The organism is Gracilibacillus caseinilyticus (assembly GCF_022919115.1).
GTDB lineage: Bacteria > Bacillota > Bacilli > Bacillales > Amphibacillaceae > Gracilibacillus > Gracilibacillus caseinilyticus.
In genome coordinates, this window is the sequence record NZ_CP095072.1 from 2,856,572 (window position 1) to 2,878,941 (window position 22,370).

The 22,370-nt window shown below is 41.9% G+C and carries 14 protein-coding genes, 3 rRNA genes and 1 other annotated feature; of the genes, 14 read left to right on the forward strand and 3 right to left on the reverse strand.

Annotation, left to right across the window (positions count from 1 at the left end; all coding sequences use genetic code 11):
* Positions 1–132: 132 nt before the first annotated feature.
* Both MUN88_RS13430 and MUN88_RS13435 read left to right on the forward strand, forming a co-directional pair.
* The gene (locus MUN88_RS13430; protein WP_244715855.1) at positions 133–1,284 is read left to right on the forward strand and encodes a serine hydrolase domain-containing protein; all 1,152 of its coding nucleotides are present in this window, start codon (positions 133–135) and stop codon (positions 1,282–1,284) included.
* Between the two features lie 15 nt (positions 1,285–1,299).
* A complete protein-coding gene (locus tag MUN88_RS13435; protein WP_244715858.1) occupies positions 1,300–2,079 on the forward strand; it encodes an alpha/beta hydrolase in 780 nt (259 codons plus the stop codon).
* A gap of 800 nt (positions 2,080–2,879) precedes the next feature.
* Here the strand turns inward: MUN88_RS13435 and MUN88_RS13440 are convergent.
* Positions 2,880–3,884: an LLM class flavin-dependent oxidoreductase gene (locus MUN88_RS13440; protein ID WP_244715860.1), complete on the reverse strand. Its 1,005-nt coding sequence runs from the start codon at positions 3,882–3,884 to the stop codon at positions 2,880–2,882.
* Positions 3,885–4,093: 209 nt separating this feature from the next.
* Here MUN88_RS13440 and MUN88_RS13445 point away from each other — a divergent pair, with 209 nt between their 5' ends.
* From MUN88_RS13445 to MUN88_RS13475, 7 genes are read left to right on the forward strand one after another with little or no spacing between them, the layout of a single operon-like run.
* On the forward strand, positions 4,094–5,803 hold the full coding sequence (locus tag MUN88_RS13445; protein WP_244715862.1) for a pyruvate oxidase: 1,710 nt from the start codon (positions 4,094–4,096) through the stop codon (positions 5,801–5,803).
* Positions 5,804–5,815: 12 nt separating this feature from the next.
* Positions 5,816–6,286 (forward strand): cytochrome c oxidase subunit II transmembrane domain-containing protein, encoded by a 471-nt coding sequence (locus MUN88_RS13450; protein WP_244715864.1) that lies wholly within the window; start codon positions 5,816–5,818, stop codon positions 6,284–6,286.
* Between the two features lie 8 nt (positions 6,287–6,294).
* A complete protein-coding gene (locus MUN88_RS13455; protein ID WP_244715866.1) occupies positions 6,295–6,516 on the forward strand; it encodes a cytochrome c oxidase subunit II in 222 nt (73 codons plus the stop codon).
* A gap of 17 nt (positions 6,517–6,533) precedes the next feature.
* Complete coding sequence (locus MUN88_RS13460; protein WP_244715868.1) at positions 6,534–6,830, forward strand: hypothetical protein; 297 nt, start codon at positions 6,534–6,536, stop codon at positions 6,828–6,830.
* A gap of 30 nt (positions 6,831–6,860) precedes the next feature.
* Complete coding sequence (locus MUN88_RS13465; RefSeq protein ID WP_244715870.1) at positions 6,861–8,018, forward strand: cbb3-type cytochrome c oxidase subunit I; 1,158 nt, start codon at positions 6,861–6,863, stop codon at positions 8,016–8,018.
* Positions 7,999–9,024: a cytochrome c oxidase subunit 3 gene (locus tag MUN88_RS13470; RefSeq protein ID WP_244715872.1), complete on the forward strand. Its 1,026-nt coding sequence runs from the start codon at positions 7,999–8,001 to the stop codon at positions 9,022–9,024. The genes MUN88_RS13465 and MUN88_RS13470 overlap by 20 nt, the downstream gene beginning before the upstream one ends.
* A 13-nt stretch (positions 9,025–9,037) precedes the next feature.
* On the forward strand, positions 9,038–10,612 hold the full coding sequence (locus MUN88_RS13475; protein WP_244715874.1) for an FMN-binding glutamate synthase family protein: 1,575 nt from the start codon (positions 9,038–9,040) through the stop codon (positions 10,610–10,612).
* Positions 10,613–10,664: 52 nt separating this feature from the next.
* On the opposite strand, the gene MUN88_RS13480 is transcribed toward MUN88_RS13475, so the two are convergent.
* A complete protein-coding gene (locus tag MUN88_RS13480) occupies positions 10,665–10,865 on the reverse strand; it encodes a cold-shock protein (protein ID WP_018934369.1) in 201 nt (66 codons plus the stop codon).
* Between the two features lie 335 nt (positions 10,866–11,200).
* On the opposite strand from MUN88_RS13480, the gene rlmN reads away from it, so the two are divergent.
* The 5 genes from rlmN to rrf all read left to right on the forward strand — a co-directional run bounded on the left by rlmN (position 11,201) and on the right by rrf (position 20,733).
* Positions 11,201–12,274 (forward strand): dual-specificity RNA methyltransferase RlmN, encoded by a 1,074-nt coding sequence (gene rlmN, locus MUN88_RS13485; protein ID WP_244715876.1) that lies wholly within the window; start codon positions 11,201–11,203, stop codon positions 12,272–12,274.
* Between the two features lie 426 nt (positions 12,275–12,700).
* Positions 12,701–12,912 (forward strand) — a binding site (T-box leader).
* 76 nt (positions 12,913–12,988) lie between these two features.
* Entirely contained in the window at positions 12,989–15,406 is a 2,418-nt protein-coding gene (gene leuS, locus MUN88_RS13490; protein WP_244715878.1) for a leucine--tRNA ligase, read from the forward strand.
* Between the two features lie 372 nt (positions 15,407–15,778).
* Positions 15,779–17,341: ribosomal RNA gene (locus MUN88_RS13495) — 16S ribosomal RNA — on the forward strand.
* Between the two features lie 215 nt (positions 17,342–17,556).
* Positions 17,557–20,468: ribosomal RNA gene (locus MUN88_RS13500) — 23S ribosomal RNA — on the forward strand.
* Positions 20,469–20,616: 148 nt separating this feature from the next.
* A 5S ribosomal RNA gene (rrf, locus tag MUN88_RS13505) occupies positions 20,617–20,733 on the forward strand.
* Together the 16S, 23S and 5S rRNA genes form the textbook arrangement of a ribosomal RNA operon.
* A gap of 303 nt (positions 20,734–21,036) precedes the next feature.
* Here rrf and MUN88_RS13510 read toward each other — a convergent pair.
* Entirely contained in the window at positions 21,037–22,296 is a 1,260-nt protein-coding gene (locus tag MUN88_RS13510; RefSeq protein WP_244715880.1) for a BaiN/RdsA family NAD(P)/FAD-dependent oxidoreductase, read from the reverse strand.
* Positions 22,297–22,370: the final 74 nt, after the last annotated feature.

The following is a 22,370-nucleotide window of genomic DNA, read 5'->3' on the forward strand; positions in this document are numbered from 1 at the left end:
TCCTTTTTTAATAGTCTTTTTCCATTGTAACAGATATTCACAAATAAGTAGCTGATGAAGTAATTTAAAGGGTATGCAGGAAAGATTTATGATATGCTTAAAGAAAGCGATAACAAAAAAGGAAGGATACATATGTTACAGACACGATTAGATCATTTATTAGAGAAATTTGTTGCAAACGGCCCAACTGGTGTCGGTTTATCTGTTCAAAAGGAAAGTCAGGTTATATATGAGAATTATATCGGTTATGCCAATCTGGAAAAAGAAAAAAAGGTCACTGCCAATACGATCTATCGAATTTATTCGATGTCTAAAATCGTGACCTGTGTGGCAGCGCTTCAGCTGTGGGAGAAAGGTGAATTTCTGTTGACAGATCCGTTATCGGATTATTTACCAGAATTTAAAGAAATGGATGTACTGGTAGCTGGCAAACTAGTTAAAGCAGAAAGTCCGATAACTATTAAAGATTTATTTACGATGACATCCGGTATTACTTATGGCGGGGATGGATCAGAAGTAGAGCGGATGACAAGTCAGGTCATGCAGGAAGTACATGCTATTGAACGGCAGAAAGAGGTATCGCAGCTGCGATTATTTGCTGAAAAAATCAGTAACAATCCACTTGCCTTCCATCCCGGTACTCATTGGAGATATGGCTTAAGTCATGATGTCTTGGGTGCTTTGATTGAAGTGATTACAGGACTTTCCTTCGCTGAATATTTAAATACGTATATATTTACGCCACTGCAAATGAAGGATACGTTCTTTCAGGTTCCGATAGAAAAGAAGCATCGGCTTGCGACTTTCTATCAGCGTGATGAGGACGGTGTGCTGATAGAAAATACGTGGATTGACGAGCAAGCAGAGCCGGTGCCTATTATGGAAAGTGGTGGGGCGGGTCTTCATTCTACACTTGGTGACTATCAAAAGTTTGCTCATTGCCTAGCACTGGGAGGAAGTTATGATGGAGCGAGAATTATCAGCAATCCCACTCTCGATTTAATGGTACAAAATCACTTGCCAGAAGAGATGTTGCCTGAATTCGGCCTTCATTATCAACACGGTTATGGCTATGGACTTGGTGTGCGCGTTATGATAGACCAGACAATGGGTGGCAGCAATAGTTCAATAGGGGAATTTGGCTGGCCTGGTTTTGCAGGGACATATACGTCTATTGATAGAAACAAGCAAGTGTCAGCTGTCTATATGCAACAAATGCTTCCAAGTCTGGAATTCTATCATCAGCCTAGAATCCGCAATGTGATTTATAGTGCAATAGAATAAGAGGAGGAGAGCTATATGGCTTTATTGAAATGTGATTTTTTCTCAGAATTGTTGATGATAAGTACGTCAATGACAGTGATTTTGCCAGAAAATACGAACAATCAGATCGGCTTAAAAAATAATAAATACGATGGTAAAATCCCTGTACTCTATTTGCTTCATGGTTTAAGTGATGATCATACGGCTTGGACAAGAAGAACGTCGATTGAACGTTATGCTGCTGAATATGGGATCGCGATTGTCATGCCACAAGTCGATCATAGTTTCTATACTGATATGGCATTTGGCAAGCAATACTGGACATTTCTTTCCGAAGAACTGCCGAATGTCGTGCGATCGTTCTTTCCGATTTCTGACGCAAAAGAGGATAATTTTGTGGCGGGATTATCGATGGGAGGATATGGTGCATTTCGCTGGGCATTACGCAAACCAGAACAATTTACAGCCGCTGCCAGCCTGTCTGGAGTGATGGATCTAGCCTCACATGCAAAGCAGAAACAAGCGGATCAAAATCCGATAGCTAATGTGATGTATCTTGCATTCGGCAATCGTGATCTAGCCGGCACAGACCACGATTTATTTGCGTTATTAAGAAAAGAAGAAGAATTACCTGCATTATATCAGGCATGCGGGACAGAGGATTTTTTGTGGGAGGAGAACGAGAAATTCGCTCAATTTACCAACGAATATAATATCCCTGTGACTACTTCTTTTTCAGCTGGTGCACATGAATGGGGATTCTGGGATGAAAAAATTCAAGAAGTACTGGCATGGTTACCGTTGAAAAGCAAGTAATGTGAAAGGATGCTGCATGGCCAACCAATTTTTGTATGACGAAGCTTGAAGCTATAGAGCATCTTCGTTGTTGGCCTGCACATTGCTGATCAAACCGTTACACCTTTAGACAATTTAGGTTAATTATACCTTATAATTTATTAGTAAATAACACAATATTAAAAATCTCGAATGAAGATAAGGGGCTAGATGTAACACAACATCCACATCGCTACAAATTCGTGGTTTTAAAAAGAGAAGGTATAACTGCAATCATAAAAGCCAGGTGTAGAAGTAAGCATACTTTAAATGAGTGTGGGTTCTTATAATATGGATTATGTCAACTGGATCTATATGACGAAGTGGTAATATTGACATTTTTATAGTGCGTAACAACGATAGAAACAGCTTAAAGCAGTGGTGCTAAGCATTATGAAATGTTTAATTGTAGTATGAACACTTAATATGCTAGCTCTTGCATAAGTTGTAGAGTATTCACCATAGCGTAGGCCAACCACGTAGACTCCCGCGGGACGTGCAGGTGCTGAAGATCCACTTTGTGAAGCGCTCTTCTTCACAAAGTTAGCTTCAGCCGTGCCCCGCAGGACGCGAAGTGGTTGGCCGGAGCGTTATCCCAGCACATGAATCATTTCAAAATGGACATGATGATCTGTCTAGCTAGTTAACATAATCCATATTATTGTAACCTTTTTATATATTTAAGCTAGGGGTGTACAAGTATAGGAAAAACATCGGCACTCGCTAAGGCGAAGCGTATGAATGCCGATGTTTTTCTAACTTTCTTGCAGCGTACAGCTATTTTATTTTTCGTTAAAAATATCTGCTACAATCTGATATGAGTTTTTTCTCGCCTCATGATCGTAAATTTGTGAATTAATGATTACTTCATCTGTTTCTGTTTCTTCAATGAAAGTAGCTAATTTTTCACGCACTTGATCTTTATCACCAATTATTGTCGACTTACTATTTACAGATTTCTCAACAGATGCTTTCTCATAAATGGACCATTCGTCGTCAATGTTATCAATAGGAGGCATTAGTTTCGATGGAGCACCTCTGACTAAAGATAAGAATTGCTGCTGCTGTGACGTTGCTAACCACTTTGCTTTCTCTTCTGTTTCGGCAGCGATGATATTTACCCCTACCATTGCGTTCGGTTTACTTAACTGATTAGAAGGTTTAAAACGGTCACGATACAGACGTAGTGCTGGTATAGTGTAGTCCGGTGAGAAATGACTGGCGAAAGCAAATGGTAAGCCTTTTTCAGCAGCAAGGCGTGCGCTGAAATCACTGGAACCTAATAACCATAACGGTACATTTGCCCCCATGCCAGGAACAGCCTTCACTCGTGCCTCGCCAGCAAAGTATGCTTCAAGCTCTTCCACTTGATTCGGAAAATCATCTGCACTGCTGTTTAATGTTCTTCTTAAAGCATATGCTGTTGCTTGGTCACTCCCTGGAGCACGGCCTAAGCCCAAATCAATCCGGTCCGGGTATAATGCATCGAGAGTACCGAATTGTTCTGCGATCACTAATGGTGCATGATTTGGCAGCATAATACCTCCTGAGCCGACTCGAATCTTACTGGTGTGACTGGCAATATGACTGATAATCAAAGAAGTAGCGGAACTGGCGATGCCGGGCATGTTATGGTGTTCTGCTAACCAGTACCGATGATAACCTAATGATTCTACGTATTGTGCTAAATCTGCGCTGTTTTGAAAGGATAAACCTGGTTCATGTCCTTCGAGTACAGGTGCAAGGTCTAACACAGAAAATGTCACATTAGAAAAAGGATGAGACATTATGATCACTCCTTATAGATAAATTATATATTGTATGAACCTTGGACATTGTAATTTGTCTCAATGTAAAAAATGATACGCCTGTTTTCATACTTCGTCTAACAATTTGCTTATTTTTGATGTTGACAAATGTTTTATAGCAAATGAAACGGGTACAGCTTATATATCAATCTATTAAAATTACGAATGCTCAGACAAGGAGAGATAGAATGAAAGCATCAGAAGCTGTGATAGATATATTCAAAGAATGGAATATTGCACATGTTTATGGATATCCAGGTGACTCGATTAATCATTTAATTGAAGCCTTACGTACAGCAAAAGATGAGATTAAGTTTATTCAGGTTCGCCAGGAGGAGGTGGGCTCACTGGCTGCCTCAGCAGAAGCGAAATTAACCAATCATGTTGGTGTCTGCTTATCAATTGGAGGGCCTGGTGCTATTCATTTATTGAACAGAATGTATGACGCCAGAGAGGATGGGGCTCCATTAGTAGTAATTACCGGCCAGGTCTCCCATGATTTAGTTGGAACCGAAAATTTTCAGGAAGTTAATTTAGAAAGAATGTTTGATGATGTAGCGATTTTTAACAGAAGGGTAACATCACCTGAATTAGTACAGCCGCTGCTCAAGCAAGCCTTCAAAGAAGCCTATACTCAAAAAGGGGTAGCGGTACTAAGTATTCCAGACGATGTATTTAGTCAAACAGTCAAAAAAGATAAATTGCGCTCGATTGTGCATAGTAATTATCGACTTTTTCCAGATAAAGAGGATGTAAAACAGGCTGCTATGCTTCTCCAACAATCAAGAAAGCCAGTAATTCTTGCCGGAAAGGGAGCTATACCGGCACGTGAAGAGTTAGAAAAATTTGCTGAAAAGATTGCCGCACCTGTTGTTGTCTCGTTAAGAGGTAAAGGTGTGTTACCTGATGAACACCCTAATAATTTAGGGAATTTAGGCCAAATTGGTACCAAACCAGCTTATGAGGCAATGGCTGAAACTGATTTGCTGATTTTAATTGGTACTGCCTTTCCATACCGTGAGTTTCTTCCAGATGATGTATCAGCTATACAAATCGATATCGATCCTAGCAAAATTGGAAAATGGTATCCAGTCGACGTAGGGCTTGTTGGTTCCTCAAAAGAAATATTGGCAAGATTTAATGAGCAGCTGTTTTATGCGGAGAACCGTTCATTTTTAGAAGCTTGCCAAGAAAACATGGCTAATTGGTGGAAGCATTTGGATGGAATTGTCGCTGATAAAGAAGCATTACAAGGACCACAAGTGATTCACCAATTACAAGCTTTTGTGGAGGATGATGCCATTCTTTCTGTTGATGTAGGGAATGTAACGTCTTGGTCTGCACGATTTTTTAGAATGACCAATCAACAGTTTGTTATCTCAAGCTGGTTAGCTACGATGGGCTGTGGTCTGCCAGGTGCTATATCCGTAAAATTAACCCAACCAGAAAAACAAGTGTGGGCGATATGTGGTGATGGCGGCTTTTCGATGGTTATGCAAGATTTTCTGACAGCAGTCAAATACCAGTTGCCTATTACAGTACTCGTACTAAACAATGAAAAAATCGGTATGATCAAATACGAGCAAGAGCTAATTGGTAATATTCCGTACCAGACAGATATTGAACCGATGAATTATGCTGCGTTTGCTGACATATGTGGTGGTAAGGGGTATAGCGCCACTACTCAAGACGAACTACAGTCTGCTCTTGCAGCGTCAAAAGAAGATCAATTACCAACCATTATTGATGTGGAGATTGAGGATCGTGCTCCATTACCAGGAAAAATTGAATGGAATCAAGCAAAGGGTTATTCCAAGCATGTATGGGAAAAGCTTGTCGAACGTGAAGGAGAGCTTGACATGCCTTCATTAAAAACAGTACTGAAGCGGTTATTTTAAAGGAGTAATTGAATGAAAAGCTGTATTTATCTTTTGTTCATTACCAGTTTGTTAGTAAGTGGCTGTGATATTCGAGTATTAAATCCACAAAGTGATACAGCAGAAGCGCAAAGTAATCTTATTTACTTTAGCTTTCTGCTTATGCTTTTGGTTTTGATCGTTGTATTTGTAATGATGTTCCGTTTCGTTTCGAAGTATCGTGAAGAAAAAGTATCCTATGAAATCCCGAAACAAGAGGAAGGTAATCGAAAACTGGAGTTAACCTGGACGATTCTTCCTGTCGTATTATTAATCATCTTGGCTGTACCTACGGTTATTGTAACCTTTAATCAGTCTCCTAACGGCGATGTGCAGACTGAAAAATACAAAGATGCTGTTCATATCAAAGTAACGGCTAAAAGATATGAATGGCAATTCACTTATCCAAATGGAAAGAAAACTGTGAATGAATTATTTCTGCCTGCAAATAAGACGGTACGGTAGTTTTTCATTTGCGCTCAGAAGATGTTATTCACTCATTTTGGGTCCCTTCACTCGGTGGGAAAGTAGATGTTCGGCCTGATCAGGAAAATACACTGGTGTTAACCAATTTGAAATCAGGTAGCTATCGGGGAAAGTGTGCTGAATATTGTGGCACAAATCATACACTAATGACGTTTACGACAGAAGTAAAGCCGGCAGATGAATTTCAAGATTTTGCAGAGTCTTCATAAATCATGATAAAGAAGGAATGTATAGACATAGCATGGAAATCGCTGGGCAATCTTTATATCAACAATCAGATGTGGTCGCTGCATGGGCGTTCTCCATTATCGGTTTTGCGTGTATACTTTACTATCTTACAAAAAAGAGAAAATGGGGCACAATATGGAGTTACGTAACCACTACTAATCATCGGAAAATTGGGATGATGTATTTGCTTAGTGGCGTTATTTTCTTTCTTCGAGGTGGAATTGATGCTTTATTAATCCGAACGCAATTAATAGCTCCTGACATGAACTTCTGGGTTTTTCAGGGTGATAAATAAAATGGGCTTTTTACCACTCATGGTACTATTATGATATTTTTTGTGGCGATGCCTCTGTTAATCGGTTTAATGAATGTCGTGGTACCGCTTCAAATCGGTGCAAACGATTTAGCATTTCCGGTGATGAATTCCTTAAGCTTCTGGCTTTTTTTCAGTGGTGCAGTACTTTTTAATTTGTCTTTTTTCTTTGCCTCACCACCAAATGCAGGCTGGACAGCATATGCTCCATTAAGTGTTGCTGAATTTACTCCTGGAGCTGGAAACAGTTTCTACATATTCAGTCTGCAAATTTCTGGTATAGGCACGCTGTTAACTGCTGTTAATATGATGGTTACCATCTTGAGATTAAGAGCTCCTGGGATGAGAATGCTGCGAATGCCATTATTTACATGGGCGACCTTTGTGACATCTGCGTTGATTATCATCGCTTTTAGTGCATTATCTGTTGCGCTCTATCTACTGATGTTTGACCGAATGTTTGGTACAAGCTTTTTCGGATCAGATGAAGGTTATCCTGTATATTGGCAGCATTTGTTTTGGATTTTTGGTCATCCGGAAGTATATGTACTGGCACTTCCTGGTTTTGGGATTTTCTCAGATGTTATATCGACATTCTCAAAGAAACGGATTTTCGGCTATTCGTCCATGGTTCTTTCTATCATTCTTATAGGGTTTTTAGGCTTTATGGTCTGGGTTCACCACATGTTCACAGTGGGACTTGGACCAATGGTGAATACTTTTTTTGCAATTACAACGATGTTAATTGCGGTACCTACGGGGATTAAAGTATTTAATTGGTTATTTACAATGAGGAATGGAAGGATTCAATTTACCGTGCCGATGTTATTTGCGATCGGTTTTATCCCGTCCTTTGTGATGGGTGGGGTGACTGGTGTGATGTTGGCAGTTCCAGCAGCGGATTTCCAGTTTCATGACAGCTATTTTGTTGTAGGGCACTTTCACTATACTATTTTAGGTGCTACCGTTCTTGGAATTTTTGCAGGAATTTATTATTGGTATCCTAAAATTACCGGCAAAAAATTAAATGAGACATTAGGAAAATGGCATTTTTGGTTATTTGTGATCGGTTTTCATTTAACTTTCTTCCCGGTGCATTTCTCTGGATTGCAAGGAATGCCACGTCGAGTCTTCACTTATACAGAGGAAGATGGACTGTTTATATTTTAATTTCATCAGTACAATCGGTGCTTTCTTGATGGGAATAGGTATGTTGTTTTTTGTCTGGAACATCTATAAAACCTATCAATCTGGGAAAGCAGTTCGAGCAGATTGCTGGGATGGGAGGACGTTGGAGTGGACAGTTCCGTCACCGCCGACAAAAGAATTATTTGATCCACCACCAGTTGTGCCTGCGATCGATCCGCTATGGGATAGTAAAATCAATAAAAAACCGCTATCTCAAGCTGATCAGACTCGTCCAAGTCCTGTCTCAACAAAAACCATGATTACTCCAGTACTGGCAGGGATGCTTTTTATCTTCAGTCTCTCCATGATTTATCACTGGTTTTATCCTGCTATACTGACAGCGGCAGTAACATTGGCTGTAATCATTATCTTGTCATGCAAAGATAAACGTAAACAGGTGTATCAAGAAATGAGTGGGGAAGATAATAAGGAGTTGTTCCAGGATAAACGAATTGGTTTCTTTTTATATCTCATTATTGATATCACGATGTTTGCGATTCTGTTTGCTACTTACTTTATCTATACCCCGGGATCCATTGGGCCGAAACCTGAAGAAGTATTTGAAACAAAAACAGTAATTCTTTCCAGTGTATTTCTGCTGTCAAGTAGCGCTACTTTGCATTACAGTGAAGTGCAATATAGGAAGAAACAAAGCGGGCGCTTTTATATTGGCTGGTCGCTGACAGCATTATTAGGCTTAGCTTTCTTGAGGGTGGAGATCGATGAGTTTCATAAATATTGGACAGAGGGCTATCAAATAGACACCAATGTGTTTTTAGCTTCCTTCTATGTGCTGGTTGGACTTCATGCCGCACACGTAACGTTTGGTTTAGGTTGGATGATGCAGCTGTTAACCCAGTGGAGGCAAGCAAAATTGCCTTCGAGATTATATATGGAAAAACAGAAAATCTTCGGTTATTATTGGCATTTTGTAGATAGTATCTGGGTGTTTATTGTGTTGATTGTTTATCTGCCATACCTTATTTGAAAGGAAGTAAAAAATGGAAACGATACTTACAATTATATTAATTTGCCTTTTCATTATCGTGATTGTTATTCCTGCTCTCATGTTAATCAGGTTATATCTTCACGATAAAAAACAAGAGGAACATTCCGTCTTGCAAAATTATCCTATACTGGGGAAAATGCGTTATATCCTTGAGAAAATGGGGCCTGAATTAAGACAGTACCTGTTCAACAATGACAGAGAAGGAAAACCTTTTAACAGAAAACAATTTGAATACGTTAGTAAAGCGGGTAAATATCAAACGAGTTTAATGGGCTATGGAGCGGAAAGAGATTTTGATCAAGATGGTTACTATCTTGTGAATCATATGTTTCCAAGCTTGGATGAGGAAATGAAAATAACGCAGGAACCCACTATCAAAACAAAAATATATCAAATCAGTGAAGAAAATTTATTTAGCAGGAAGGAACAGTCGCAAGAAGTCGAAATAAATCCAGCATACTTGTCTGATGAAGATATGGTTGTACTTGGAAAAGATACAGTTCGACAACCTTTTCGTTTAAAAGGGATAATCGGTCAATCTGCCATGAGTTATGGATCGCTTGGCGAACATGCTATAACGGCATTGTCAGAAGGTTTAGGAATGGCTGGTGGAACGTGGATGAATACAGGTGAAGGAAGTGTTTCCCCTTACCATTTAAAAGGGGATGTTGATATTATTATGCAAATCAGTCCTGGATTGTTTGGTGTACGAGACCACGATGGCCATTTCTCTTGGGAGGAATACAAACATCATGCTGATACGGAACAAATAAAAGCCTTTGAACTTAAATTAGGGCAAGGTGCTAAAACACGTGGAGGACATGTTGACGGTGGAAAAATAACAGGAGAAATTGCCGAAATTCGTAAGGTGGAAGTAGGGAAAGATATTAATAGTCCTAATCGCTTTCGTGGAATTAGTAACCCGGAAGAACTACTTTCATTTCTGCAACAGCTGCGAGAAACAGGAGGAAAACCAGTAGGCATCAAACTAGTCGTCGGAAATCAAGTGGAAGTGGAGCGGTTAGCAGAAGCAATGAAGGAAACAGATATTGTCCCTGATTTCATAACGATCGATGGTAGTGAAGGTGGAACAGGAGCTTCCTATTATGCACTCGCCTATTCGGTGGGATTACCTGCATTTGCTGCAATACCAATGGTCCATGATTGTCTGGAAAGGTATCAATTGAGAGAGCGGACTAAAATTATCGCATCAGGAAAATTATTGACACCTGACAAAATTGCGATGGCACTCTGCCTAGGGGCAGATCTTATAAATATCGCAAGAGGATTTATGATCAGTGTCGGCTGCATTATGTCTCAAGTTTGTCACAAAAATACTTGTCCAGTTGGAGTGGCGACTACAGACGAATCCTTGCAGAAAGCGTTGATCATTGATGAGAAGAAATACCGTGTGTGTAATTATTTAGTGACACTTCGTCAAGGATTGTTTGATTTGGCAGCAGTTGCAGGGTTGGACAGTCCAACTAAATTAAATCGCAGGTATATAAACTATCATACAGATTTTAGACAATTTAATGATTGGCGTACAAACGAAACAACAACATAAAGAAAAAAGCACCGATGCTATGCACCGGTGCTTTTTTATACAGGCTACTTAATTAGTTTTTAACTACGTTAGCAGCTTGTGGTCCACGGTTACCTTCTTCGATATCGAAAGTTACACTTTGACCTTCTTCAAGTGTTTTAAAGCCTTCGCCTTGGATAGCAGAGAAGTGTACGAATACATCGTCTTGTCCTTCTACTTCGATAAATCCAAAACCTTTGTCAGCGTTGAACCATTTTACTGTACCTTGTACCATATTAATTTCCTCCTAGTGTGAACCGTTCACACAAATGTATTACTATTCTTGCTCTTGCCCCAAAACGAAAACTTAACGTTACGATACTTGAAGGTGTCATCGAACAAAATAGCTAAGGCAATTATAGCAAGCTAAATATTAAATTGCAAGTGTATGTTTCACAAAATCGTAAATTTTTCTCTGTACAACGATGGAGAACGGAACTGGCAGTATGTCTCTCGGTTTCTCATTAAAAATCAATTCCTTTTGGGGTGATAAATCATCTTGCCAATGGTAATGATTTTTAGTATGATATTATGATGGAAACAAGAGCTAACATGAAATGAGGGATTGTAATGAAAAGCTCCATTTACTCGTTGACTTTTGATCGATTACAAGAATGGCTGGTAGAGCATGGTCAGAAGAAATTCCGTGCAAAGCAAGTCTGGGATTGGTTATATAAGAAGAGAGTTGATACATTCGAAGAAATGTACAATTTAAATAAAGACTGTCAATTAGTGTTAGAAGAGAACTTTACAATGGGAACGTTAGAACAGGAAGTTAAGCAAGAGTCAAAAGATGGTACGATTAAATTTTTGTTTAAACTTACGGATGGCAACTTAATTGAGACCGTATTAATGAAGTTTAATTATGGATATTCGGTTTGTGTGACGACCCAGGTGGGGTGCAATATTGGCTGCTCTTTCTGTGCGAGTGGATTATTGACGAAGAATCGGGACTTATCTGCAGGAGAAATCGTTGAGCAAATAATGAATGTGCAAAAGCACTTAGATACGAAAGGAAAAGAAGAACGTGTTAGTCATATTGTTGTAATGGGAATCGGTGAGCCATTTGACAATTATGATAATACGATGAATTTTCTAAATATCGTAAACAATCAGCAAGGGTTATCCATTGGTGCCCGTCACATTACGGTATCTACTAGTGGTCTGGCGAAACGAATTTATGATTTTGCTGATGAGAATCTGCAAGTAAACCTTGCGTTGTCACTGCATGCGCCGAACAATGAGTTGCGTACAAGAATTATGAAAATCAACAAAGCATTCCCGCTTGAGAAGTTAATGCCTGCAATTGATTATTATCTCGAAAAAACGAACAGGCGGATTACCTTCGAGTATATTTTGCTTAAAGATGTGAATGATCATAAAGAAGAAGCGCAGCAACTTGTGAAATTATTGAAGGATAAGCGTCATTTATCCTATGTCAATCTAATTCCATATAATCCTGTTGATGAGCATAATCAGTACGATAGAAGTGAGAAAAAAGCTATTTTGGATTTCTATCAGGTGTTGCTGGAGAACGGAATTAACTGCGGTGTCCGTGTAGAGCACGGTACAGATATTGATGCAGCCTGTGGCCAATTACGGAGTAAACAAATCAAGAAAAATAAAGACAAACAATCTGTCTAAAAAGCACCCATTTGGGTGCTTTTTTTGTGCGTTAGAAAATTTGAACGATAAAGCAACTCAACGTAGCGAAAACTTAACAAGAACATAGCATAAGAAACTCCTTGATAATTGCTAAAAGACGACGAGGCGTTACTGAAAATTATGAAAGCTATATAATGACTCTCGTGAAGGTAAAATGCGCATTGTGTCAAGTGGACTGTGTGAAAATGTGGTGATTTTGCAGGTTTATATGTTTAACAAAGCTCAAAAGCTCAGGAAATATGCTCCACAGGACGCAAAATGATTGGCCGGCGGTGAATCGGTTCTGATTAGGCATGCGATATTACGTTTATGGATGTCTGCGGGTGAGAGTTTCTTGACAAATTTCAGACATTTCTTTAAACTATCAGAAAGTATAGAAGATAAAACAAACGTACTCATATATATGTATGAACGATGAAGAGGAATAGTAATAGAAGAAACAGGTTAAGAGAGATGGCGGTAGGTGCGAGCCATTCCTGTTCTTTTGTGAACTCGCCTCTGATGTTACAAAAGTGAAGGAATAGTAGCTTTTGTCGTAATCCGCGTTAAGGATGTTAAGTGAGTGTTTAACAACACTAATGTTGGGTGGTACCGCGGGAATCTCTCTCGTCCCATTTTGGGATAAGGGAGATTTTTTTGCGTTTAAGAACATATGATCGCGTTTTAGTTAATTGTTTAAGGAGGAAGTAGGAAATGTCATTTGACCATAACAAGATAGAAGAGAAATGGCGCAAATATTGGATTAACAATAAGACTTTTGCAACCAACACGCAATCAAATAAAGATAAGTTTTATGCGTTGGATATGTTTCCGTATCCATCAGGGGCCGGATTACATGTAGGCCACCCTGAAGGCTACACAGCGACTGATATTTTATCAAGAATGAAACGTATGCAGGGCTTTGAAGTGCTGCATCCAATCGGATGGGATGCATTTGGCTTACCAGCTGAACAGTATGCGTTGGATACCGGTAATGACCCGGCGATTTTTACTGAACAGAATATTCAAACTTTCCGCCGTCAAATTCAAGACTTGGGCTTTTCCTATGATTGGGATAGAGAAGTAAATACAACAGATCCTAACTATTATAAATGGACACAGTGGATTTTCTTAAAACTGTATGAAAAAGGTTTAGCATATGTGGATGAAGTTCCGGTAAACTGGTGCCCGGCACTGGGAACGGTACTTGCTAATGAAGAAGTTATTGATGGTAAGAGTGAACGTGGTGGTCACCCTGTTGAACGTAAGCCGATGAAACAATGGATGCTGAAAATTACTGCTTATGCTGATCGACTGTTAGAAGACCTTGATGAACTGGACTGGCCGGAAAGTATTAAAGATATGCAACGAAATTGGATTGGCCGTTCAGAAGGGGCTGAAGTTACGTTCGAAATTGCGGACTATCCAAATGATTTCACTGTTTTTACTACAAGACCTGATACGTTATTCGGTGCGACATATGCTGTGCTTGCGCCTGAACATCCATTAGTGAATAAAATCGTTTCAAATGAACAGCAACAAGATGTAACTGCATATATAGATAAGGTGAAAACAAAGAGTGATTTGGAAAGAACGGATCTTGCCAAGGATAAATCAGGTGTCTTTACCGGTGCATATGCGATTAATCCGATAAACGGTAAAAAATTACCTATTTGGGTAGCGGATTACGTACTTATGACATATGGATCAGGTGCGATCATGGCGGTTCCTGCTCATGATGAACGAGATTTTGAGTTTGCCAGGAAATTCGGTTTAGACATTATTCCTGTTCTGGAAGGAGGAAATATAGAAGCAGAAGCCTTCACAGGAGACGGTAAACATATTAATTCAGGGTTTTTAGATGGGTTGAATAAAGAAGATGCTATTAGTAAAGCGATCGACTGGTTGGAAGAAAAGAATGTAGGAAGTCGTAAAGTAACATATCGTCTGCGTGATTGGTTGTTCAGCCGTCAACGTTATTGGGGAGAACCAATTCCGATTATTCATTGGGAAGATGGTTCTATGTCAGCAGTTTCTGAAGATGAGTTACCAATTGTTTTACCAAAAACAATTGAGATAAAACCTTCTGGTACAGGAGAATCCCCTTTGGCGAACATTGATGAGTGGGTTAATGTGGTTGATCCTGAAACGGGTAGGAAAGGTCGCCGTGAGACGAATACTATGCCGCAATGGGCTGGTAGCTGCTGGTATTTTTTACGCTATGTAGACCCTCATAATTCCGAACAGTTAGCAGATTACGAAGCACTCAAAGAATGGTTGCCTGTAGATGTATATATTGGTGGTGCAGAACACGCGGTGTTGCACTTGCTATATGCTCGTTTCTGGCATAAATTCCTTTATGACATCGGAGTTGCACCAACGAAAGAGCCGTTCCAAAAATTGTATAACCAAGGAATGATTCTAGGGGAAAACAATGAAAAGATGAGTAAATCAAAAGGTAATGTTGTGAATCCAGATGAAATTGTCCAAACACATGGAGCCGACACCCTTAGATTATACGAAATGTTTATGGGACCACTAGACGCATCTGTTGCTTGGAGTACAAATGGTTTAGATGGCGCGCGCCGCTTTTTAGATCGCGTGTGGCGCTTGTTTGTTACAGATGATAACACGCTTTCTGATAAAATAACAGATGCAGACAGAACAGATGCTTTAGAGAAGGTCTATCATGAAACGGTAAAAACGGTAACGCAAAACTTTGAAGATTTACGTTTTAATACAGGGATTTCTCAAATGATGGTTTTTGTAAACGAAGCATATAAGGTTGATAAGATTCCGCGTAGCTATGTGGAAGGGTTAGTGAAATTGCTATCGCCTGTTGCGCCTCACTTATCAGAAGAATTATGGCAGTTGTTAGGCTATCAGGATACACTAGCTTATGCACAGTGGCCAACATATGATGAATTGAAGTTAGTGGAGAACGAAGTGGAAATTGTCATTCAAATTATGGGTAAAGTGAGAGCGAAAATGATGGTGGATAAGAACGCATCAAAAGAAGAAATTGAAAAGAAAGCTTTGGAAGATGAAACTATTAAGGAACGTATCGAAGGAAAGACAGTGCGAAAAGTTATTGTTGTACCTGGAAAGTTAGTCAATATTGTAGCTAATTAACACAAAACGAACGACTGCTTTATTATAGAAGCGGTCGTTCGTTTAATGTTAGCTCTTTTGTTTAATTCCATAATCATAAGCAGCCGGGTGATGGTGAACTATATAGGGAAAAATAAAAGTATTTGTATATATATACGATTATATAAGTTTTTTGAAAAAAAGTTGTTGACTTTTTAATAATATATCTGTAATATTATTTGAGTCGCCTCATAAGGAAACAACAAAAACTTATTGACATTAATTAAGCTATTTGCTATAATTTATTTGTCGCTTCAATGGGCGATTTGAACACGTTGATCTTTGAAAACTGAACAAAACAACCAGTATGAAATTAATAAACAAGCTAGCTTATAGAAGCGAGCGCAAGTCAACTTTATTGAGAGTTTGATCTTGGCTCAGGACGAACGCTGGCGGCGTGCCTAATACATGCAAGTCGAGCGCGGGAAGCTAACTGAATCCTTCGGGAGGACGTTAGTGGAACGAGCGGCGGACGGGTGAGTAACACGTGGGCAACCTGCCTGTAAGATTGGGATAACCCCGGGAAACCGGGGCTAATACCGGATAATACATTGCTTCGCATGAAGGAATGTTGAAAGATGGCCTCTGGCTATCACTTACAGATGGGCCCGCGGCGCATTAGCTAGTTGGTGAGGTAACGGCTCACCAAGGCAACGATGCGTAGCCGACCTGAGAGGGTGATCGGCCACACTGGGACTGAGACACGGCCCAGACTCCTACGGGAGGCAGCAGTAGGGAATCTTCCGCAATGGACGAAAGTCTGACGGAGCAACGCCGCGTGAACGAAGAAGGTTTTCGGATCGTAAAGTTCTGTTGTTAGGGAAGAACAAGTGCCGTTCAAACAGGGCGGCACCTTGACGGTACCTATCGAGGAAGCCCCGGCTAACTACGTGCCAGCAGCCGCGGTAATACGTAGGGGGCAAGCGTTGTCCGGAATTATTGGGCGTAAAGCGCGCGTAGGCGGTTTCTTAAGTCTGATGTGAAATCTTGCGGCTCAACCGCAAGCGGTCATTGGAAACTGGGGAACTTGAGTGCAGAAGAGGAGAGTGGAATTCCACGTGTAGCGGTGAAATGCGTAGATATGTGGAGGAACACCAGTGGCGAAGGCGACTCTCTGGTCTGTAACTGACGCTGAGGTGCGAAAGCGTGGGGAGCGAACAGGATTAGATACCCTGGTAGTCCACGCCGTAAACGATGAGTGCTAGGTGTTAGGGGGTTTCCGCCCCTTAGTGCTGCAGTTAACGCATTAAGCACTCCGCCTGGGGAGTACGGCCGCAAGGCTGAAACTCAAAAGAATTGACGGGGGCCCGCACAAGCGGTGGAGCATGTGGTTTAATTCGAAGCAACGCGAAGAACCTTACCAGGTCTTGACATCTTCGGATGTCCCTAGAGATAGGGAGTTCCCTTCGGGGACCGAATGACAGGTGGTGCATGGTTGTCGTCAGCTCGTGTCGTGAGATGTTGGGTTAAGTCCCGCAACGAGCGCAACCCTTGATCTTAGTTGCCAGCATTAAGTTGGGCACTCTAAGGTGACTGCCGGTGACAAACCGGAGGAAGGTGGGGATGACGTCAAATCATCATGCCCCTTATGACCTGGGCTACACACGTGCTACAATGGATGGTACAGAGGGCAGCGAAACCGCGAGGTCAAGCAAATCCCATAAAACCATTCTCAGTTCGGATTGCAGGCTGCAACTCGCCTGCATGAAGCCGGAATCGCTAGTAATCGTGGATCAGCATGCCACGGTGAATACGTTCCCGGGCCTTGTACACACCGCCCGTCACACCACGAGAGTTGGCAACACCCGAAGTCGGTGGGGTAACCTTTGGAGCCAGCCGCCGAAGGTGGGGCCAATGATTGGGGTGAAGTCGTAACAAGGTAGCCGTATCGGAAGGTGCGGCTGGATCACCTCCTTTCTAAGGATTTTAGGAACACCTTTTACAAGGTGACAAATCATACTTGGTTGTTTGGTTCAGTTTTGAGAGATCAATACTCTCTTGAACTTGTACCTTGAAAACTAGATAAGAGTAATCAGGACGTGGAAGCAACTGCTTGACAGCTGTGGAAACGAAACTGATGACAAGACATCAAACAATAACCAACTCGCTTTTCATTGAAATAAAGTAAGTATAGTTAAGTGAAGAAGGGCGCACGGTGGATGCCTTGGCACTAGGAGCCGATGAAGGACGGGACAAACACCGATATGTCTCGGGGAGCCGTACGTAGGCCTTGATCCGAGAATTTCCGAATGGGGAAACCCTCTGCTCGTCATGGAGTAGAACATTTATCTGAATCCATAGGATAAATGAGGCAGACCCGGGGAACTGAAACATCTCAGTACCCGGAGGAAGAGAAAGCAAACGCGATTTCCCGAGTAGCGGCGAGCGAAACGGAATTAGCCCAAACCAAAAAGCTTGCTTTTTGGGGTTGTAGGACACTCCTTTGGAGTTACAAAGAAATACATTAGACGAAGTGGTCTGGAAAGGCCCATCACAGAAGGTAACAATCCTGTAGTCGAAAATGTGTTTCCTCCGGAGTGGATCCTGAGTACGGCGGAACACGTGAAATTCCGTCGGAATCCGGGAGGACCATCTCCCAAGGCTAAATACTCCCTAGTGACCGATAGTGAACCAGTACCGTGAGGGAAAGGTGAAAAGCACCCCGGGAGGGGAGTGAAAGAGAACCTGAAACCGTGTGCCTACAAGTAGTCGGAGCCCTTTTATGGGTGACGGCGTACCTTTTGTAGAATGGACCGGCGAGTTACGATCCCCTGCAAGGTTAAGTGGAAGACACGGAGCCGCAGCGAAAGCGAGTCTGAACAGGGCGTTTTAGTAGGTGGTCGTAGACCCGAAACCGTGTGATCTACCCATGTCCAGGGTGAAGGTCAGGTAACACTGACTGGAGGCCCGAACCCACGCACGTTGAAAAGTGCGGGGATGAGGTGTGGGTAGGGGTGAAATGCCAATCGAACACGGAGATAGCTGGTTCTCTCCGAAATAGCTTTAGGGCTAGCCTCAAGGCATGTATGTTGGAGGTAGAGCACTGATTGGACTAGGGGCCCTTACCGGGTTACCGAATTCAGTCAAACTCCGAATGCCAATCATATTACCTTGGGAGTCAGACTATGGGTGATAAGGTTCATAGTCGAAAGGGAAACAGCCCAGACCGTCAGCTAAGGTCCCAAAGTATACGTTAAGTGGAAAAGGATGTGGCGTTGCATAGACAACCAGGATGTTGGCTTAGAAGCAGCCATCATTTAAAGAGTGCGTAATAGCTCACTGGTCGAGTGACGCTGCGCCGAAAATATACCGGGGCTAAACGTATCACCGAAGCTACGGATTGATCTACGATCAATGGTAGGAGAGCGTTCTAAGTGCAGCGAAGTCAGACCGTGAGGACTGGTGGAGCGCTTAGAAGTGAGAATGCCGGTATGAGTAGCGAAAAAGAAGTGAGAATCTTCTTCACCGAATGCCTAAGGTTTCCTGAGGAAGGCTCGTCCGCTCAGGGTTAGTCGGGGCCTAAGCCGAGGCCGAAAGGCGTAGGCGATGGACAACAGGTTGATATTCCTGTACCACCCAATTCCGTTTGAGTGATGGGGGGACGCAGAAGGATAAGGAATGCGCACCACTGGATGTGTGCGTTGAAGCAGTAAGTGAGTCAGATAGGCAAATCCGTCTGGCAATCACAAGCTGTGATCAGGAGGGAAATATAGTACCGAAGTTCCGGATTTCACGCTGCCAAGAAAAGCCTCTAGCAAGGAAAAGGGTGCCCGTACCGCAAACCGACACAGGTAGGCGAGGAGAGAATCCTAAGGTGATCGGGAGAACTCTCGTTAAGGAACTCGGCAAAATGACCCCGTAACTTCGGGAGAAGGGGTGCTTCTTTTGCGAGAAGCCGCAGTGAAAAGGCCCAAGCGACTGTTTAGCAAAAACACAGGTCTCTGCGAAGCCGTAAGGCGAAGTATAGGGGCTGACACCTGCCCGGTGCTGGAAGGTTAAGGGGATGCGTTAGCATTAGCGAAGCGTTGAACCGAAGCCCCAGTAAACGGCGGCCGTAACTATAACGGTCCTAAGGTAGCGAAATTCCTTGTCGGGTAAGTTCCGACCCGCACGAAAGGTGCAACGACTTGGGCACTGTCTCAACGAGAGACCCGGTGAAATTATACTATGCGTGAAGATGCGCATTACCCGCGACAGGACGGAAAGACCCCGTGGAGCTTTACTGTAGCCTGATATTGAATGTTGGTACAGCTTGTACAGGATAGGTGGGAGCCTGAGATACGTGAGCGCTAGCTTACGTGGAGGCGCCGGTGGGATACCACCCTGGCTGTATTGACCTTCTAACCCAGAACCGTGATCCGGTTCGGAGACAGTGTCAGGTGGGCAGTTTGACTGGGGCGGTCGCCTCCTAAAATGTAACGGAGGCGCCCAAAGGTTCCCTCAGAATGGTTGGAAATCATTCGCAGAGTGCAAAGGCAGAAGGGAGCTTGACTGCGAGACCTACAAGTCGAGCAGGGACGAAAGTCGGGCTTAGTGATCCGGCGGTACCGAATGGAAGGGCCGTCGCTCAACGGATAAAAGCTACCCCGGGGATAACAGGCTTATCTCCCCCAAGAGTCCACATCGACGGGGAGGTTTGGCACCTCGATGTCGGCTCATCGCATCCTGGGGCTGTAGTCGGTCCCAAGGGTTGGGCTGTTCGCCCATTAAAGCGGTACGCGAGCTGGGTTCAGAACGTCGTGAGACAGTTCGGTCCCTATCCGTCGTGGGCGTTGGAAGTTTGAGAGGAGCTGTCCTTAGTACGAGAGGACCGGGATGGACACACCGCTGGTGCACCAGTTGTTCTGCCAAGAGCATCGCTGGGTAGCTACGTGTGGAAGGGATAAGTGCTGAAAGCATCTAAGCATGAAGCCCCCCTCAAGATGAGACTTCCCATCACGTAAGTGAGTAAGATCCCTCAGAGACGATGAGGTTGATAGGTTCGAGGTGGAAGCATGGTGACATGTGAAGCTGACGAATACTAATAGATCGAGGACTTATCTATACAAATGTTTCTGATGTGCAACGGTTCGTTGATGTCTGTCTCTTGTCTTATCTAGTTTTTAGGGTGCAAACCCATGTAATAATATAGGATGATCGATTAAAATCGTCACATCCATGTGACAACATCGATCGACCAACATCCTTGTTGGTCTGGTAGCGATAGCGAAGAGGTCACACCTGTTCCCATGCCGAACACAGCAGTTAAGCTCTTCAGCGCCCATGGTAGTTGGGGCTCGCGCCCCTGCAAGAGTAGGACGTTGCCAGGCAGTTAAATCCCTTAGTCAATAGACTAAGGGATTTTTACATATTAAAAACCACTGTTAAAAGGAAAGAGCAAATTTATTTAATTCATCAATAATCTGTAAGGTAAAATGTGTTTGTATTAGAAAAATGTCAATAAGAGTGGATCTTACGAACACTTCATTAGGAAAAAGAAAAAATGGTCATAAGAATACATCTTATGACTACTTTTTCAAGAATTTAATATGAAATGGTCATAAATAGGACTCCAATGAATAAAAATTAACTCGAAAAGAAAAGTGTAGACAACATGTGTCTACACTTTTCTTTTAACTCAATGATTCCCATGCAGCATGCATCCCTGCTACACGCCCAGTTACCATAGCAGATGTGATATTATAACCGCCAGTATATCCATGAATATCAAGTACTTCACCACAAAAATATAAACCGTTCATCAATTTTGATTGCATAGTATTAGGAACTACTTCTTTAATAGAAACACCACCACCAGTAACAAATGCTTTTTTCAATGGCAGACTACTATGCACATAAAATGAAAATCCCTTTAAATCATCTATAAAATCTTCAAATTTTTCCCTGGAAATATTGGCATTTTTCAAAGTGAGTGATATCTCATTTCTATCTAAAAGAAAGTCGAGATATCGCTCTGGTACTAGACCTTTTACTGTATTTTTGAATGTTTTCTTCGGGTTTTCCTGCATTGTCTGTGTTAGTTGCTCTGTGAGTTTATGTTTGGTTTGATCTGGGAGTGCGTCAATATTCACATTGACTGCTTTTTCTCCATTCATGAATTGTTTTACAATGTATTGCGAACAACGTAAAACTGCTGGTCCCGAAATACCAAAATGTGTAAATAACATATCCATTTTGTGTTCAATAATTTGTTTGCCCTTATGATTGTAAACCGAGAGACCAATATTTCTTAAAGAGGTACCTTGTAATATACGCTTTTGGATAAAAGATTCATTAGACGTGATCGGTACTTCTGTTGGGTATAATTCAGTGATGGTGTGTCCGGCTTTTTTTGCCCATGGATACGCATCCCCTGTTGAGCCAGTGTGAGGGACAGCTTTACCTCCGGCAGCAATGATTACAGCTTTTGTCTTTATGTTTTCTTTGTTTTCTAAAATGATCTGATGCTCTTTCTCTCCGTAATCGATTGCTTTAACTGTTGTGTTTTTACGTACAGTCACATGGAGCTTGTCTAATTGCTCGAGAAGAGCATTAACAACATCGCTTGCTTTGTCACTGACAGGAAACATGCGACCGTGATCTTCTTCTTTTAAAGCGACGCCTAAGCCTTCAAAATAGTCGATAATGTCATAATTATCGAAAATGGAGAATGCACTGTATAAAAATCGGCCATTTCCGGGTATATGCTTGATGACTTCATCTGCTGGCAGGCGGTTGGTGACATTACATCTGCCTCCGCCAGAAATCGCTAATTTATTGCCTAATTTACTGCCTTTATCTATTAATAGGGTGTTGGCTCCTTGTTCAGCTGCAGCTATTGCAGCCATTAAACCGGAGGGACCTCCACCAATTACTGTAACATCTGTATTCATAGTTCTACTTCCTTCCGAAAAATTACTGTATGAAAAGTTTATCTTAATTGCGTCAGATTCACAAATTATCTGTC

Coding starts and splice junctions, on each gene's coding strand:
- MUN88_RS13430 (WP_244715855.1), top strand. CDS start 133: ATGTTACAGACACGATTAGATCATTTATTAGAGAAATTTGTTGCAAAC.
- MUN88_RS13435 (WP_244715858.1), top strand. CDS start 1,300: ATGGCTTTATTGAAATGTGATTTTTTCTCAGAATTGTTGATGATAAGT.
- MUN88_RS13440 (WP_244715860.1), bottom strand. CDS start 3,884: ATGTCTCATCCTTTTTCTAATGTGACATTTTCTGTGTTAGACCTTGCA.
- MUN88_RS13445 (WP_244715862.1), top strand. CDS start 4,094: ATGAAAGCATCAGAAGCTGTGATAGATATATTCAAAGAATGGAATATT.
- MUN88_RS13450 (WP_244715864.1), top strand. CDS start 5,816: ATGAAAAGCTGTATTTATCTTTTGTTCATTACCAGTTTGTTAGTAAGT.
- MUN88_RS13460 (WP_244715868.1), top strand. CDS start 6,534: ATGTATAGACATAGCATGGAAATCGCTGGGCAATCTTTATATCAACAA.
- MUN88_RS13465 (WP_244715870.1), top strand. CDS start 6,861: ATGATATTTTTTGTGGCGATGCCTCTGTTAATCGGTTTAATGAATGTC.
- MUN88_RS13470 (WP_244715872.1), top strand. CDS start 7,999: ATGGACTGTTTATATTTTAATTTCATCAGTACAATCGGTGCTTTCTTG.
- MUN88_RS13475 (WP_244715874.1), top strand. CDS start 9,038: ATGGAAACGATACTTACAATTATATTAATTTGCCTTTTCATTATCGTG.
- MUN88_RS13480 (WP_018934369.1), bottom strand. CDS start 10,865: ATGGTACAAGGTACAGTAAAATGGTTCAACGCTGACAAAGGTTTTGGA.
- rlmN (WP_244715876.1), top strand. CDS start 11,201: ATGAAAAGCTCCATTTACTCGTTGACTTTTGATCGATTACAAGAATGG.
- leuS (WP_244715878.1), top strand. CDS start 12,989: ATGTCATTTGACCATAACAAGATAGAAGAGAAATGGCGCAAATATTGG.
- MUN88_RS13510 (WP_244715880.1), bottom strand. CDS start 22,296: ATGAATACAGATGTTACAGTAATTGGTGGAGGTCCCTCCGGTTTAATG.